The sequence below is a fragment of the Campylobacter sp. 2014D-0258 genome (genome assembly GCF_008000495.1).
In the GTDB taxonomy this organism is placed as follows: Bacteria; Campylobacterota; Campylobacteria; order Campylobacterales; family Campylobacteraceae; genus Campylobacter_D; species Campylobacter_D jejuni.
On the sequence record NZ_VOAR01000021.1, the window covers coordinates 155,526 to 171,729 of the forward strand.

Genomic DNA, 16,204 nt, shown 5'->3' on the forward strand with positions numbered 1-16,204 from the left:
TCAAATCAAATTTTTATTAAAATACATTAAAAATTTAATAAAATATTTTAGGGTTTTTATGCATTTTTATATCCATATTCCATTTTGTGAAAGCAAATGTAATTATTGCGCTTTTACAAGTTTGAAAAAAAATGATTATGAAAAAGCCTATTTTAAGGCTTTAAAAGAAGATATTGTTTTTCAATTAAAACAATTTAACATTCAATCAAATCAAATTAAAACCTTATTCATAGGCGGAGGAACACCAAGTTGTGTTAATGCGTATAATTATGAAGATATTTTTAAAATTTTATATCCCTTACTAGATAAAAATGTAGAAATTTCATGCGAAGCTAATCCCAACTCAGCAACATTAAATTGGCTTAAAAATATGAAAAATCTAGGAGTTAATCGCATTTCTTTTGGAGTTCAAAGTTTTCATCCTAAAAAACTTCACTTTCTTGGAAGAATTCACAATCAAGAAATGATTATCAAAACATTAGAAAACGCAAATAAAGTAGGTTTTAAAAATATCAATTTAGATCTTATTTATGATACGAAATTAGACAATAAAAAAATGCTTGAATTTGAACTCTTACACTTAAAACAAATCAAGGATTTAATCACACACCTTAGTGCTTATAATTTAACCATAGAATCAAACACAGCCTTTGCTAAAAAAGAACATTTCAAAAAAAATGCTCCTAATTTAATGAAATTTTTCATCAAACAACTTCTAGAGCTTGACTTTTTTCAATATGAAATCAGTAATTTTTCAAAAACCAAAGCCCAAATTTGCAAACATAATCTTGCTTATTGGCAAGGAAAAAACTACCTAGCTTGTGGATTAAGTGCAGTAGGATTTTATGAAAATAAGCGTTTTTATACAGCAAAAAATTTAAAAAATTACATAGAAAATCCTACTTTTAGATCTATAGAGCAACTAAGTTCCAAAGACTTGAATTTAGAGCACCTATTTTTAGGACTTAGAAGTATAGTAGGGATTGATGAAACAAAACTCAATCAATGGCAAAAAAACAAAATAAATATATTATTAAAAGAAAAAAAACTTTTTTACAAAAATAAAAGATATTTTAATCCTAATTTTCTCATTAGCGATGAACTTGCTTTATATCTCTCATCTTAAATTTAAGTTTTTTAAGTAAAATATTTATTTAAAATATCAAATCAAAGAGTAATGATTAATGAGTTTTGGTGAAATTATAGTTATTTTAGTTGTAGCGATTTTAGTCTTAGGACCTGATAAACTTCCAGAAGCTATAGTGCAAATAGCAAAAATTCTAAAGGCTGTAAAACGCAACATAGATGATGCAAAATCAAGCATAGAAAAAGAAATACGCATCAATGACTTAAAAGAAGAAGCTAAGAAATACAAAGATGAATTTTCAAGCACTAATGAAAATATACGCAAAAAACTCAGTTTTGAAGAATTTGATGACCTTAAAAGAGATATTTTAGATAAAACAAAAGTAGATTTAACCTTTGATAGCAGAGATGATAACACAAAAAATAACCTTAGCGGACAAAATTTAAATACAGAAGAAAAACCAAATCTTAGCAAATTAGAAACACAAGATAAAAACGGAAAAATAAATGTTTGAAGAATTAAAACCTCATTTAATAGAACTTAGAAAACGCCTTTTTATAAGCGTTGCTTGCATTGTAGTTATGTTTATTGTATGTTTTGCTCTACGAAGCTATATCTTAGATATTTTAAAAGCTCCACTTATAGCTGTTTTACCCGAAGTAGCCAAACATGTGAATGTAATTGAAGTACAAGAAGCCTTATTTACCGCAATGAAGGTTAGTTTTTTTGCAGCCTTTATCTTTTCTCTACCTGTAATTTTTTGGCAATTTTGGAAATTTGTAGCTCCAGGACTTTATGATAATGAAAAACGCCTTGTGGTGCCTTTTGTTAGCTTTGCAAGCATTATGTTTGCCTTGGGGGCTTGTTTTTGCTATTTTGTTGTAGTGCCTTTGGCTTTTAAATTTTTAATTAATTTTGGTTTAAATGAAGATTTTAATCCTGTGATTACCATAGGAACTTATGTAGATTTTTTTACGAAAGTTGTTGTGGCTTTTGGCTTAGCTTTTGAAATGCCTGTAATTACCTTTTTCTTTGCTAAAATCGGACTTATAGATGATAGTTTTTTAAAACGCCATTTTCGCATAGCTGTTTTAGTTATTTTTGTTTTTTCAGCCTTTATGACTCCACCTGATGTTTTATCTCAATTTTTAATGGCAGGACCACTTTGCGGACTTTATGGACTTTCTATTTTAATTGTTCAAAAGGTAAATCCTGCCCCAAAAGATAAAGAAAGTGATGAATAAAGACTTACTTCTTTCAAGCTATAATTACACTCTAGCTAATGAACTCATAGCCAACTATCCTACAAATCCAAAAGAAGATGCTAGGCTTTTGGTTTTTGATCGCAAAAACAAAGAAATTTTTCATACTACTTTTAAAAATTTACAAGACTTTTTACCCAACTGCGCGATTTTTTTCAATGATACCAAAGTTATTAAAGCAAGAATTTATGGTAATAAAGCAAGTGGAGGAAAAATAGAGCTTTTCTTACATCAACCTTTTTTAAATTCTCACAATCCACTTTTTCTAGCTCAAATTAAAGGGCGTGTTAAAAAAGATGAAATCTTATATTTTAAAGAGGATTTAAAAGCGCGCGTTGTAGAACTTTTAAATGATGGTCTTCGAAAAGTTCAATTTTTTCAAAATGATAAAACCTTAGACACCTCAAATCTTTACAACCTACTTGACAAAATAGGACATATACCCTTGCCTCCTTATATTAAAAGAGAGGATGAAAAAAGCGATTTAAAAGATTATCAAAGTATCTTTGCAAAAAATTTAGGCGCAGTGGCTGCTCCGACTGCAAGTTTACATTTTAGTGAGACTATGCTTGAAAATTTAAGAAAAAAACACGAAATTTATCATTTAACCTTACATGTAGGAGCTGGAACCTTTAAAAGCGTGGAATGCGAAAATATACAAGAGCATAAAATGCATAGCGAATTTTTTAATATTCCTAAGAGAGCATGTGAAATTATAGATTCTAAACAAGCTATTTTAGGCGTAGGAACAACGGTAACAAGAACCATAGAATATTATGCAAGAACTAAAACAAAAAATGGTTTTTGTGATCTTTTTTTACACCCGCAAAATCCACCTATAAGACAAAATCATCTTTTAACCAATTTTCATTTACCAAAATCTACTCTTATCATGCTAGTTTCAGCTTTTATCGGTAGAGAACAGTGTTTAAAACTTTATGAACTCGCCATAAAAGAAAAATATCGCTTTTACTCTTATGGCGATGCGATGCTGATTTTATAAATGTCAGCTCCCCGCCAAAAAATACCACCTTTTTAACTTTAACTCTCTTTTTCAACTCTAGCTTTTTAGATTTAAAAACCCTTCTAATTTTATTTTTTTTTTGATATAATCACTCTTTTATTTTATATTTTAAGGATTTAAATATGAAAAATATCATTTTGCTTGGTGGAAGCAATTCTCTCATTCACATTGGCTTACAAAAAGGCTTAAAAGATGGCATTGAAAAATGGGGGGGGGGGATTAGAATTTCATAATCTTGCCCTAGGTGGCTGTGATGGACTTCAAAAACTTTACGAACTCACTCATCCTAAAAATCAAGAACTTTTCAAAAATGCCGAAGCTATTCTTATAGAAACTAATATCAATGAATACGATATGTTCGCTAGAAGTGGGCTTTGTTTTCAAATCTTGGCTAGAAATTTCGAGCTTTTATGTAAGGCTCTGGCTAATTTAAATACAAAAGTAATTTTTCTCATCCTACCCTTAGAGCCTAGTGAAAACACGGCTAAACACATAAAAATCATTGATAATTTTAATAGAGAAAAAATCAAGCAATATAATTTTAATTGCATTGACATGCAAAGATATTATAATGAAAAAGGACTTAATCCCTTTTTTGTTACCACAGACTGTCTTCATCAACTTTCTTCTATAATGAGAATTACTGGCGAAAAAATCATAGCCAATCTTCATATCTTCAAAAAACATCTACAAACCCATTTTAAAATGCCCCATTTTCTTGTAAAATCCCCTAAAGAACTTTTTAATCAAAATTTATCCTGCAAGGAACTTAAAAATTCTTTACTAAACGAACAAATATACAAACTGGATGAAAAAAATGTTTTAAAATTCCAAAATTCTTACTCAGGATATGGTATTTTAGGAATTTATATTTGTAATTTTTTTGAAGTTAAACCCTATAATATCGCAAGCTTTATTCTAAAAAATACAAAGCAAAAAATCATCAAAGGTATAGCTTCAAACTCCTATCATTTGCATACTTTAGAGGAATTTTTCATTATTGATGAAGAAAGTTTTTTATATTTTAATAAGACCAATGAAGCACTTAGTGAAGGTAGCATATGGCTACACAAAAATGTTGAAATTTTAAACAATATCAGCCATATAGGTTTGGCTCATTTTTTCTTAGTCAAGCCTGATGAGAATTTTTACGAAAAAAACATAGACTTGCAAAGTTTGGAAACTAAAGAAAATATTGATATTACTTATGATTTTACCTACATACTTCCACCTTTTGAGCTTTATAAAGAATTGATTGAAGAGTATTGTCAAAGAATGGATAGTGTCAAACAAAAACCTTTGCAAGAGCAAATTACACATCTTCATACCAAGATTAACACACTAAATAAGCAAAACGAAACTTTACAAAATACTCTCAATACTCATCATTTCAAAAAAGAAAAACTCGAACTTGAAAATTTAGAACAAGAGCTTATTTCAAAAAAATTAAGCAATGAAATTTTAGCTAAAAAATTAGGCAAAAAACTTGATTTTTTTATGCCAAAAATCACCCTTATAGAAGCTAATTCAGCCAAGGCCAGGATGCACAATCACCTTGCCTATAAACTTGGCTCTTGCATGATAAAAAATTCAAAAAGTCTTTTAGGCTATATTAAAATGCCTTTTCTCCTCATAGCCCTTACAATCGCCCATAAAGAATATCCTAAAATCCAACTTCCTAAGCTTGAAGATTACCCAGATTATAAAGAAGCATTAAAAGAAAAACAAAGCCTCACTTATAAATTAGGACTAGCTTTTATGCAAGCAAATAAAGCTTGGTATAAGGGAGGCTATATACAATTTTATTTTGAAGTAAGAAGACTAAAAAAAGAATTTAAAGCTAGTCCTTCTTAAACTTCATAGCAATCTTAGCTTGAAGTTTTAGCCAATCTTTTTGAAGCATGATAGGAAAACCACCATAAACACGCCCACCTTCTAAATTTTTACTCACACCGCCTCTTGCAGCTATGGTGCTAAAATCACCTATTTTTAAATGTCCACTCGTTGCACTTTGACCACCCATAATAACATTGCGTCCTAACTCACTTGAACCTGAAATTCCAGTTTGTGCCACAATGATACAATTTTGACCTATATTGCAATTATGTCCGATTTGAACCAGATTATCTACCTTAGTACCTGCTTTGATAATAGTACTATCAAAAACTGCTCTATCTATAGTTGTACAAGCCCCCACTTCTACAAAATCTTCTAAAACCACGTTGCCATTATGATAAATTTTATAATGTTCGCCGTTTTTATTGTGCGCATAACCAAAACCGTCACTTCCTATTACACAATTAGCAAGCAGATGACATTTTTTACCGATTTTAGTATCATTATAAATCACTACATTAGGATGAATAATACTCTCATCACCAATGCTGACATTATCGCCTATATAAGCTCCTGCCATAATGATTACATTTTCACCGATATTTACATTATCACCTATATAAACATTAGGCATGATTCTTGCGCTTTTTGCGATATTTTGTACTTTTTCTTTAGCTGTGCTTATCAAAGGTTTAGCAAAAAGCTTGCTTAAAAAAGCAAAACTCAAATGTGGACTTTGAGTAATCAAAGCTTTAGTATCTTTAGGTACTAAATTTTCATATTCTTTAGATACTAAAATAGCAGCAGCTCCTGTGTGAGGTATATCTTTGGTATTTTTCTCACCATCACAATAAGTAAGCTCTGTAAAATTTGCTTTCAATAAAGAATTTAAAGCACTGATTTCTATATCCTCGCCTTTATATTCCAAGCTTAAAAATTCTGCTATTTCACTTAATTTCATTTAATCTCCATCAAAACAGATCCACTGCGAACTATATCACTAGGATTGTATTTTTTAATTGTTTTTAAAAAATTATCAATGCGATTTGCATCATCAGCAACCATTAAAAACAAAAAATTCTCATTGCTATTTGCAATAGTACCATTATAAGCTTTCAAAACGGCATCAAGTCCACCTAAATTTTCATTTAAAGGAATTTTCACCAAAGCCATTTCTTTGTCAATAAATTCTTCACTTTCTATCACTTTATAAGTAGGAATGAGCTTATGAAGTTGTTTGACTATCTGCTCAAAAGTTCTTTCATTTCCTGAAGTGACTATATTAATACGAGAAAATTCTTTATTTTCCAAAGGTGCTACTGTAAGCGAGTCAATATTATAACCTCTTCCTGAAAAAAGTCCTACTATACGAGATAAAACCCCATGCTCATTTAAAACAATTACCGATAAAACCCTTCTCATTGTCTATCCTTTGCCTTTGGTAAAATCATATTATAAATCGCACCTCCTGCAGGCACCATAGGTAAAACATCTTCAAAGCGATCAATTTTTACATTTAAAAGAGAGGTTTTATCACTTTTTAAAGCTTGGCTAAAAGCTTGAATGAATTCTTCTTTGCTTGAAATTTCATAACCTTCACAGCCAAAACCTTGAGCAATTTTGATAAAATCAGGCTGAGTGCTTAAATCAGTTTGTGAAAAATGCTCTTTATAAAACATACTTTGCCATTGTCTTACCATACCTAAAAAGGCATTATTTAAAATAATATTTATAGCTTTTATACCATACTCATAAGCAGTCATAAGCTCTTGGATATTCATTAAAACCGATCCATCACCTACGAAATTAATCACCACTTCTTCACCCACAGCAAGCTTTGCACCCAAAGCAGCAGGTAAAGAATATCCCATAGTTCCTTGCCCTCCGCTTGTTGCAAGTTGTCTTGGATAATTAAAAGGATAAAACTGTGCCACCCACATTTGATGCTGACCCACATCAGTAATAATCCTTGCATCTGGAGCCATTTTCGCACATTCTTCAATCACCCATTGCGGTTTTAAAATCTCATTGCTATCTTCATAAGAAAGCGGATAAAGTTCATTATAACGCTTTAAAGTTTCGTGCCATTCTTTAAAAGTTGTGTTGAAATTTTCCTTTTTAAGCTCTTCTAAAAGCTCTTTAAGAACTTCTTTAATATCTCCTACTATAGGATAATGCGCATTGATAATCTTTGAAATAGAACTAGGATCAATATCAACATGAACTATAGTCGCATGTTTAGCAAATTCACTTGTTTTTCCTGTAATCCTATCATCAAATCTCGCTCCTACACTCACAAGCAAATCACACTCACTTAAAGCCATATTAGCAGCATAGCTTCCATGCATGCCTGCCATTTTAAGATTAAAAACATCATCACTTCTTAAAGTTCCAAGCGCCATCAAAGTTTCAACTGCTGGAATTTTTGTAAATTTTATAAGCTCTCTGATTTGCTCGCTTGCATTAGAACTGATGCAACCTCCACCTAAGTAAAACAAAGGTCTTTTTGCTTCTTTTAAAAGCTCTGCAAATTTTTTAATTTGCTTTGAGTTACCCTTATAAACGGGCTTATAAGTCTTCATGGAAATTTCTTTAGAGTATTCCCAAAGTCCCAAAGTTGCACTTACGTCTTTTGGCACATCTATATGCACAGGCCCAGGTCTACCACTTCTTGCTATATAAAAAGCCTCTTTTAAAATGCGTGGAAACTCTTCTATACAAGTAACTAAATAATTATGCTTTACACAAGGTCTTGAAATGCCTACTGCATCAATTTCTTGAAAAGCATCTGTACCAATAAGAGAATTTGCCACCTGCCCTGAAATCAACACCAAAGGGATAGAATCGCTATAAGCCGTAGCTAGACCTGTAATAGTATTTGTAAAACCTGGTCCGCTTGTAACTATAGCTACGCCCACTTCTCCGCTCATTCTTGCGTAAGCATCAGCAGCATGCAAAGCCGCTTGTTCATGACGCACTAAAATATGTTTAAAATACTTTTGATTGTAAATTTCATCATAAATATTAAGCGCAGCGCCTCCAGGATAACCAAAAACAATTTTAACATTTTCTTCTTTTAAAGCCTCGCAAATCATTGCCGAACCGCTTAACTCTTTCATAATAACACTCCAAAAAATTATTGTAAAAGCTCTTTAAGTGCTAAATTAAGTCTTTTGCCATCAACACTCGCACCTAATTTTATTTTAGCTTCTTTCATTACCAAACCTTGTTCTTTTAGTGAACTTACGCCCAATTCTTCTATAAGTTGTTTTAAGGCTAAAGTTAACTCCTCATCACTTAGTTGTTTAGGCAGATAAATTTCAAAAAGACTTATTTCATTTTGTTCTTTTTGTGCTAAATCTTCACGATTTGCCTTAAGATAAAGTTCGATTGCGTCTTTGCGTTTTTTGATTTCACTTGCAATGATTTTATAAATTCTTTCATTATCCAACTCTATTCTTTCATCCACTTCTATTTGCTTAAAAGCTGCATTTAGAGTTCTTAAACTATCTCTTTTAAAATCATCTTTTTGTTTCATTGCCTCTTTGATATCGTTTAAAATTTGTTCTTTTAAAGTCATTTTTTTCCTTTTTAGTTAAAATTACAAGCTTTAAGGTTTAAACCAAAACCTTCTAAGCCTATATAGTCTTTATCACAACTTTGAGATAAAAGTTTAATTTCTTCTATACCAAAATATCTTAAAATCTGTGCTCCTATACCATAGTTTTTGTATTGAGTGGTGCTGGATTTTTCTCCTTGCATGAAAACTATAACGCCACCATTTTCACTAAGAAATTTGATTTGCTCTAAAAGTTTTGAAAATTTATCTGAAGTTAAAAGCTCAAAATCACTACCACTGATATGAAATTTAACATTTTCACATTTTTTGATATCTTTAAAGCAAAAAGCTATGTGTTGGGTTTGATTATGATCACTAAAGATAAATTTTTCTGCTTTAAAGCCTGCTAAAACACTTTGACTTTTTTCTTCAAGCTTAATAAGACTTTCATGTTTTAGGCGATATTCTATAAGATCGCTTACGGCTATCATATTTAAATCATGTTTTTGGCAAAAAATTTCTAGATCTTCTCTTCTTGCCATATCTCCATTATCTTTTACAATTTCACAAATCACACAAGCACCTTTTAATCCTGCTAATTTACAAAGATCAACCGTGCCTTCTGTATGACCTGTGCGTTCTAAAACCCCACCTTTTTTTGCGATTAAAGGATTGATATGCCCTGGCCTTACAAAATCACTCGCCTTAGCATTATCATCGGCAAAAATTTGTATAGTCATATTTCTTTCATAGGCGCTAACTCCCGTTGTAGCATCTTTTGCATCTACGGTTATAGTAAAAGCAGTTTCGTGGTTTGAAGTATTTTTAGGCACCATTAAAGGAAGTTCAAATTTTTTTGCCAAAGTTTCATCTAAGGCTACACAAACCACACCACGAGCTTCTTTTATCATGAAATTTACTTTTTCTTGAGTACTAAATTGCGCAGGAAAGATTAAATCGCCTTCATTTTCTCTATCTTCTGCATCTACCATAACAAGCATTTTTCCTGCTTGTAAATCCTTAATCGCTTGTTCTACGCTAACAAATTTCATTTTTATTTCCTTAAAATTTTTAAAATTATAACTTAAATTGCTTGACAAATAAATTAAAATTCATTATAATCACACTTTTAAAAATATTTATTGGGGTATCGCCAAGCGGTAAGGCAACAGGTTTTGGTCCTGTCATTCAGGGGTTCGAATCCCTTTACCCCATCCACTTCTTATTTTATATTTCAAAGATATTATACGCCGCGAAGTAGAGCAGTGGTTAGCTCGTCGGGCTCATAACCCGAAGGTCGGGAGTTCAAATCTCCCCTTCGCAACCAGTTAAGGATTTAAAATAAATTTTATTTAGATAGATTGTTTAAATAACTTTTTAAAATATCTTCTAGCCGTATTTTCAGTTCTATAGGAGCTAGAATTTTTATATAAGGAATCCACTGTTTAACCAAATGTAAAATTTCATCTTCATAGGAAACTTGAGTGCTTAAAGTATAGCTTGTTTCATCTTCATCAATGATTTGATAATTGCTTAGTATTTCTTTTCTAAAAAAATATTCCTTAGCATTTTTATCAAGTTTTAAAATCACTTCTTTGCTTTCTCCAAGCCAGATATTAGGATCATTTTGGATTTGTTCCTCAAGTTTTTCATTGGGAATAAAATTTTCATTTTTAGTGCGAAGTTTTGAAATTTTATCTAAATTAAAATGTTTTAATTTATCGTTTTCATCCCCTAAAAGATACCAAATTCCCTTGTAATTTACGAGTTTGTAAGGTTTGATTTGGCGTTCTTTTTCCTTATAGAAAAAATTTAATACATTGTGTTTGAGTATAGCCACACTAAGATCTTTAAAAAGCTCATAATCCACCTTTTGAAAACCTTCATTTTTTACCATCAAAACTTTATTTACCCTATGGCTTAAAAGATCAACTATAAAACCTTGATCGAGTTTTGGATAAAGCTCAGCAATGCCACTTAAGGTGGCGAAATTCTGTATATCTTTAAAGCTTAATTTTCCCAAAGCAAAGCTTTCTAAAACATATCTTCCATTTTCTTTTTTAATAGGCATAAAAGTAAGTCTTTCGTTAAGATCCCTTTGTATGGTTCTTGTATCGACATTAAACTCTTGTGCAAGCTCTTGGGCGCTTAGACTTTCCCCATTGTTAAATTTTGATAAAATCTGCACCAAGCGTATGCTTAATTTGTCGTATTCTTTCATGAAATTTCCTTGTGGGTTAAAATTCTTTTTAACAAACTTACGCCTTCTATGCCTAAAATTTCATTTCTAAGTTTTTTGACTTCATTTAAACTTGGGGCTTTTGCATGAACGGCTTCATTACGGATTTCTTGAATGATAGTAAGACTTTTTGAAAAAGGATAATTGATAAATTGAGTTAAACTTTTTCCTAAATGATATTGGATATTTTCATGTCTGAGTAGAAATTTAATACTTCCAAGATTGGGTTTTTGGGTAAAAAAATCTTTAAGTATAAAAGATTTGCCTTGGACATTATAAGTTAAATCATAAAGGCTAGGATCTTTCATACAAGCTTTTAAAAGAACTTTTTTGGCAAAAGCGTAAATTTCATATTCTAAGGTTTTGGAGTATTTGACTACAATGCTTGTAAAATCATTTAAAAGATCGTTTTCGCTTTGTAAAAGCTCTAATTCTGCATGAATGATATTGCTTATGCTATCAGGGTGCAAGAGATAAAAAATCCTTTTGCCAAAAACAAAGCGTATGAAATTTTCTTGCATGGCTAAGTATTCTTTGCTTTTATATACGCTTAGATAATGTTTTTCATCTCCTAAAAAATAAGAACACTCTTCTTTTAATCTCACAGGCAAAGGATAGGTGTAATTATTGCCATAAATAGCATAAGTGTGATCGTTTGGGGTGATGAAATTGGCTAAAAATTTATCTCTTAAAAGACTAAAATCTTCCCTGACTAATTCTCTTAAATCACTGATAATAAAAAAGTCTTCCACTTCTAAATTTTTTTCTTTATAATAACTAGGAATCAAACTTTCATCGACATTTTTAGAAATTTTTATCACCTTAGCGACAAATAAATTAGCATAATCGCTTAAAAAAAGTTGCAAGAAATTTTCTTCATTTGTACTTTGGTAAATTTCTTCTAAGGAATTTTGCTTTTCTTGATCGTTGAGCTTTGATTTGATTTTGCCAAAGGCAACTTGGGATTTTTCTTGCAAAATGCTTAAATGTTGCTTGATGACATCTTCTTGATAGTAGGGGTTATAAAGGATTAAAAGGTGGTTCATGCTTTGCCTTATTTTAGGATTTCTTTGAGATTTTGCTTGATTTCATTAGGATTTTGCTCGTATTCTTGTATGAGATCTTTTAAAATTTCAAACAACTCGTTAAAATCCTGCAGATGTTCTTTTTTAAAATTTACTATCAAATCCAAAGTTTTGCAAATACTACTTGCTTGATCTTTGCTGTCATTAAAAGCATTTTTTATATCCAAAACCATACTAATAATACGAGCACTTTGCATAGGGCTTGAAATGCGTTTAAATAAAAATCCTTTAAACGCATTTGCAAGGCTAAGAGATGAGAAAATCTTAGAAAACATCTGTCTTTATACTGTTTCTTTGCAATCTAGACAAATTTTTTGCCCGTTTTCGTCATATTTCCAATTGTGTCTTGTTTGTCCCAATCTTTCATGTCCGCATAAATTACATTTTTCGTGCATTCTGCATTTTGCATCTTTTTTGATTTCATAATAATTATGAAAATTATCAAACACTTGAATAGAACAAAGAGTACATCGTCTATATCCATAACAATTATCAGGATTTAATATTTCAGGAGCTTCAAAATCATGTTGATTTTTTGTAAGATATTTTCCGCAATCAGGGCAAATTTTGGAAAAAAAACATTTTGGTTTATCTTTTTCATTTTGATATTCACCCGCGTGCCAACCAATCCCACATTTTACTTCCATTCCAATATCTTTAACAACTTCAGCAGTCTTAATAGTTTTGTCTTTAATTGCTTCTGAAGCATTTACCGCCTTATCTTTTAAAGAACTTAAAAAATTCATAAATTAACGCCCTATAAAATATAATACAATCGACGCAACAGAAACTATCAAAGCTAAAATTGAAATGCTATTTGTAAAAACATTTTTTCTTTTATTTAAAATATCTTTCAGTTCATTGATTTTACATTCTTGCTCTTGAACAATTTTGTCATTATAATTTTTATATTGTATAAATTCTTGATAATGTTTTTCTATGAGTTTATATTGCTCATCATCAATTTGATTTTTTTTATCTAATTCTACTTGGATATTATTTATCGTATCTTTGTGTTTTTCATGATCTTCTATAAAACTCAGTGTGAACTTTTGTATTTGTTGAAATTGTTCTTTAGCGGCTTTAGATAAACGAATTACCTTGCCATCGCTCTTTACAAAACCTTGCGCAATAATAAGAGATAAAGCTTGATTCATACGCGTAGCAATACAAAAACTGGAAGTAAAAAATATTACAACTTCTTTTAGAATTGTTGTCATTTGATTCATTGATTCATTCTGTAACTCTGCTACTTCAAGGATCATATTGGATTTAATTTCTTTTTTTTCTTCTGATGTTTCTCCAAACCAACGTCCAAAAATTGGTATATAAGTTTGCCAATCACTATCTGTATTAAGATTTTTGGCTTTTTGTGTTCTATCTTTTGCTTTATCAGCATTCTCTGCTGCTGTTTCAATAGCTATAGCTATTTCACTGATTTTTTTATTAATAAATTTTTGAATATATTCTTCATCAAGGTTTTCAATATTTTGCAAAAAATCTTGATCTTTTTGTGTGATAAGTTCTAGCATCAGTTCTCCTTAGTTTGATTAAGTTTTTTGTATAATTTTTTAGTGATATTACAATTTTCAAATTCTTCAATTGCTGTTTCTACTTCTTGAGAACTTTGCTCTCTCATTTGGTTATCTTTTTTGATTTGTTGTATAGTTGCTAAAGTTTCGTTTTTTACAATATGATAAGCATCATTCAATGCAAACCAAGTTTTGGCAATTTTGTATTGTACTATCAAATTTTTTTGAGTTACAATTTGTATTTGTAAATTGCCAATTTTGGAATTGCTTCTCCACTTATCCATATAAAAAATAGCTATAGTGCTCAATACAGCACCACCAGCCGCTGAAATACATAAAGAAAGGGCATCCCCTATTGTTTCATCGGTAAAAGGGATAGGTAGTGACAAAAATACATTAAATCCAGGTATTGACAGCAGAAACTTGTGGATCATTTCACTTCCTAACATTGAAATTGCAGAAATCATCCCGCTAACAAAAATTTTCGATGCTTCAAAGTAAATTTCATCTTTTGGTATATTTTTAGGTGGATTAATAATGATTTTTACAGCTTGATATAGAGAAGTAAAGCCTGCACGTATGATTTGCACTATTTTTTTAAAGTTGTAAAAATAGTGTTAATAATAAAAACCAACAAATTAGAAAAAAATGCTTGAATTCCTGCTTCTAAAGAACCTTTGAATATATCCTTCCATTTTGCCTTTATCTTTTCCCAAACTTTTTCCATTCTGCGTGCAAATCGTTTAAAAATTTCTTTAATATTTTCTTTTCCAAACTCTCTAAAGGTGGTTTTTAATTCAATAACAACAGCTTCAATAAAATCTTTTAAGACAACTCCAAAGGCAGAATAAACAAAGATTTTCATTGAATCTTTAGCACCTGTACTTAAAACTTCATTAGAATATTTGACAATTTTTTCTTTTATAACTTTCTTTTTTAGGTTTGATTTGGCTGTATTGTAAATTTTTTCAGCTTTTTTTTCATCGATTCCATATTTTTCAAAATTGGTTTTTCCTGTTTTTGGATCAATTTCTTTACCCCACTCCATAAGATCTCTATCACCTTTAGAAGCATTAGCACTTGCATCAAGCCACTTAAGATTGTCAGGGTGATTTGCTATTTCTGCCCTAATTGCATCATCCAAAAATAAATGCATATTAGGATCTCTATCAATTTCCTTTAAAGAAATAACATGATCTAGTTGCGCTTTATTCTTTCCAGCACCCCTTTCCATTTCTTCACCTGTGTATTCACTACGTACAATTTTTGGAGAATTATCTCTTATATTATCTTTTATTTTATCATAGTTTGAATCTCGTTTATAGCCTTGTTGATACTTTGTAAGCTTTTGTAAATCTTCTTCTGTCGCTACAATACCTTTTTCAAAGTTATGTAGTGTTGTTACATTCCCACCATCTTTTGCATTTAAGATCGTTGAAGCGAGTCCAAAATGCCCTGTCACAGCATCCATAGCATTTTTAGTGCATTGTTCAAAAAGTGTTTGGGTTTGCTGTTCGGGTAATTTTTCCATTAAATCTTCAAGTTCTTTAAGTGAATTTTCCAAACCTTTATCAATTTCTATTCTTAGACATTCTTTTTTAGATAAATTTTCCAACTCTTTTTCTAAATCCGCATAATTGGCTTTTAAATCCAATTCTTCTAAATGTATATAATTATTCATATTTTAATAATTCCTTGTTTTTAATTTTTGTATTTTATCAAATCCCCCCCCCCCAGTCAAGGGGGAAGTGAAGTTTTTAAGTTTTACGCCATAGCACTAGCACTAAAATTGTGATTAAATATATAGCACAAAATATTATATTATAAGGATAAGGTTGCATAGAAAGAAAAATAAGTATCGCTATGCCAACAAAAACCATAAACACTATAAAATACAAACTACACATCAACACTATAGCAACAAAGCCGGCTATAAGACTTAAAATTCCAAGTATTATTCCCATTGTTTATTCCACATACGAGAACTCCACACAGAAGGAAAAATATACTGAGGAAAAGTTTGAAATTTTGTTTGCAGATAAAATCTCTGTGTTTTTCTCTCCATACTTTCGCTTATCATTTTTACAACCGCTAAGTCATTTTTTTCGCTTTGTGTTTCCAAAAAAGCACTCAAGCATTCAAATTTTTTAGCATAGTCGATCACTTTTATCATTTGATCTTTATAAGACGACAAAAGAAATTCTGTTTTATGATTATTTTTAGAGGTAAAATTTTGCTCAAATTCTAAAAATTCCTTAGAATTAAAATATTTTGAAAAGCCGCTATAACACTCCATACATTCGCAAAGAAATTCTTGAATTTGATTTTTCTTTTGTTCGATTTCAAACTTTCTTTTGAGTTTGTATTCTTCGGTATTGATTACATCCTTACAGCTTGGAACAATAGCATGTGTATCAAATTTTCTTTCTGGCTTGGATAATTTTTCGTATAATTTTTTTATGCCATATCCTGTAGCTGTAAGAGCTATACTACCAAATGCGATTTGTTTTAACATTTTCTCTCCTTGTTTTAAAATAACAAAGAAAGTATAAAACACCCTTGCGACAGGTTGTGTCGTAA

Annotated in this window: 19 protein-coding genes and 2 tRNA genes; 7 read left to right on the forward strand and 14 right to left on the reverse strand. The window is 30.5% G+C overall.

Annotated elements, in window-relative coordinates; translation table 11 throughout:
* Positions 1-58: 58 nt before the first annotated feature.
* The 5 genes from hemW to SR62_RS04050 all read left to right on the forward strand — a co-directional run bounded on the left by hemW (position 59) and on the right by SR62_RS04050 (position 5,227).
* Positions 59-1,126 (forward strand): radical SAM family heme chaperone HemW, encoded by a 1,068-nt coding sequence (gene hemW / locus SR62_RS04030; protein ID WP_002872025.1) that lies wholly within the window; start codon positions 59-61, stop codon positions 1,124-1,126.
* Between the two features lie 58 nt (positions 1,127-1,184).
* A complete protein-coding gene (gene tatB / locus SR62_RS04035; protein WP_053872438.1) occupies positions 1,185-1,601 on the forward strand; it encodes a Sec-independent protein translocase protein TatB in 417 nt (138 codons plus the stop codon).
* Positions 1,594-2,331: a twin-arginine translocase subunit TatC gene (tatC, locus tag SR62_RS04040; RefSeq protein WP_147502270.1), complete on the forward strand. Its 738-nt coding sequence runs from the start codon at positions 1,594-1,596 to the stop codon at positions 2,329-2,331. Before tatB ends, tatC begins: the two co-directional genes overlap by 8 nt.
* Positions 2,324-3,352: a tRNA preQ1(34) S-adenosylmethionine ribosyltransferase-isomerase QueA gene (queA, locus tag SR62_RS04045; RefSeq protein WP_002872022.1), complete on the forward strand. Its 1,029-nt coding sequence runs from the start codon at positions 2,324-2,326 to the stop codon at positions 3,350-3,352. The genes tatC and queA overlap by 8 nt, the downstream gene beginning before the upstream one ends.
* 213 nt (positions 3,353-3,565) lie before the next feature.
* Positions 3,566-5,227 carry a glycosyl transferase gene (locus SR62_RS04050; protein ID WP_147502271.1) on the forward strand — a complete coding sequence of 554 codons (1,662 nt, stop codon included), beginning with the start codon at positions 3,566-3,568 and terminating at the stop codon, positions 5,225-5,227.
* Here SR62_RS04050 and lpxD read toward each other — a convergent pair.
* From lpxD to SR62_RS04075, 5 genes are read right to left on the reverse strand one after another with little or no spacing between them, the layout of a single operon-like run.
* The gene (lpxD, locus tag SR62_RS04055) at positions 5,214-6,170 is read right to left on the reverse strand and encodes a UDP-3-O-(3-hydroxymyristoyl)glucosamine N-acyltransferase (protein WP_052800894.1); all 957 of its coding nucleotides are present in this window, start codon (positions 6,168-6,170) and stop codon (positions 5,214-5,216) included. The two genes, SR62_RS04050 and lpxD, sit on opposite strands and share 14 nt — an antisense overlap.
* Entirely contained in the window at positions 6,167-6,631 is a 465-nt protein-coding gene (gene ilvN / locus SR62_RS04060) for an acetolactate synthase small subunit (RefSeq protein ID WP_002852211.1), read from the reverse strand. Before ilvN ends, lpxD begins: the two co-directional genes overlap by 4 nt.
* Positions 6,628-8,328, reverse strand: a complete 1,701-nt coding sequence (locus SR62_RS04065) for an acetolactate synthase large subunit (protein WP_002872018.1) — start codon at positions 8,326-8,328, stop codon at positions 6,628-6,630. The genes ilvN and SR62_RS04065 overlap by 4 nt, the downstream gene beginning before the upstream one ends.
* Positions 8,329-8,345: 17 nt before the next feature.
* Positions 8,346-8,789 (reverse strand): GatB/YqeY domain-containing protein, encoded by a 444-nt coding sequence (locus SR62_RS04070; RefSeq protein ID WP_002852081.1) that lies wholly within the window; start codon positions 8,787-8,789, stop codon positions 8,346-8,348.
* Between the two features lie 11 nt (positions 8,790-8,800).
* Positions 8,801-9,820: a bifunctional 3,4-dihydroxy-2-butanone 4-phosphate synthase/GTP cyclohydrolase II gene (locus tag SR62_RS04075; RefSeq protein ID WP_002852104.1), complete on the reverse strand. Its 1,020-nt coding sequence runs from the start codon at positions 9,818-9,820 to the stop codon at positions 8,801-8,803.
* Between the two features lie 91 nt (positions 9,821-9,911).
* Here SR62_RS04075 and SR62_RS04080 point away from each other — a divergent pair.
* Both SR62_RS04080 and SR62_RS04085 read left to right on the forward strand, forming a co-directional pair.
* Positions 9,912-9,986: transfer RNA gene (locus SR62_RS04080), tRNA-Gln, on the forward strand.
* A 33-nt stretch (positions 9,987-10,019) separates the two neighbouring features.
* A tRNA-Met gene (locus tag SR62_RS04085) sits at positions 10,020-10,095 on the forward strand.
* A gap of 21 nt (positions 10,096-10,116) precedes the next feature.
* Here SR62_RS04085 and SR62_RS04090 read toward each other — a convergent pair.
* The 9 genes from SR62_RS04090 to SR62_RS04125 all read right to left on the reverse strand — a co-directional run bounded on the left by SR62_RS04090 (position 10,117) and on the right by SR62_RS04125 (position 16,181).
* Complete coding sequence (locus SR62_RS04090) at positions 10,117-10,989, reverse strand: helix-turn-helix transcriptional regulator (protein WP_147502272.1); 873 nt, start codon at positions 10,987-10,989, stop codon at positions 10,117-10,119.
* Positions 10,986-12,053: an HP0729 family protein gene (locus SR62_RS04095; protein WP_002870112.1), complete on the reverse strand. Its 1,068-nt coding sequence runs from the start codon at positions 12,051-12,053 to the stop codon at positions 10,986-10,988. Before SR62_RS04095 ends, SR62_RS04090 begins: the two co-directional genes overlap by 4 nt.
* 8 nt (positions 12,054-12,061) lie before the next feature.
* A complete protein-coding gene (locus SR62_RS04100) occupies positions 12,062-12,367 on the reverse strand; it encodes a hypothetical protein (protein WP_002884497.1) in 306 nt (101 codons plus the stop codon).
* 6 nt (positions 12,368-12,373) lie between these two features.
* Complete coding sequence (locus SR62_RS04105) at positions 12,374-12,838, reverse strand: hypothetical protein (RefSeq protein WP_002869110.1); 465 nt, start codon at positions 12,836-12,838, stop codon at positions 12,374-12,376.
* 3 nt (positions 12,839-12,841) lie between these two features.
* A complete protein-coding gene (locus SR62_RS04110; protein WP_063669611.1) occupies positions 12,842-13,624 on the reverse strand; it encodes a hypothetical protein in 783 nt (260 codons plus the stop codon).
* Positions 13,624-14,214 carry a hypothetical protein gene (locus SR62_RS09170; protein WP_187106214.1) on the reverse strand — a complete coding sequence of 197 codons (591 nt, stop codon included), beginning with the start codon at positions 14,212-14,214 and terminating at the stop codon, positions 13,624-13,626. Before SR62_RS09170 ends, SR62_RS04110 begins: the two co-directional genes overlap by 1 nt.
* A complete protein-coding gene (locus SR62_RS09180) occupies positions 14,214-15,305 on the reverse strand; it encodes a hypothetical protein (RefSeq protein WP_240693322.1) in 1,092 nt (363 codons plus the stop codon). Before SR62_RS09180 ends, SR62_RS09170 begins: the two co-directional genes overlap by 1 nt.
* Positions 15,306-15,381: 76 nt before the next feature.
* Positions 15,382-15,588 (reverse strand): hypothetical protein, encoded by a 207-nt coding sequence (locus tag SR62_RS04120; RefSeq protein WP_002886183.1) that lies wholly within the window; start codon positions 15,586-15,588, stop codon positions 15,382-15,384.
* On the reverse strand, positions 15,579-16,181 hold the full coding sequence (locus tag SR62_RS04125; protein WP_147502273.1) for a hypothetical protein: 603 nt from the start codon (positions 16,179-16,181) through the stop codon (positions 15,579-15,581). The genes SR62_RS04120 and SR62_RS04125 overlap by 10 nt, the downstream gene beginning before the upstream one ends.
* Between the last annotated feature and the right edge of the window lie 23 nt (positions 16,182-16,204).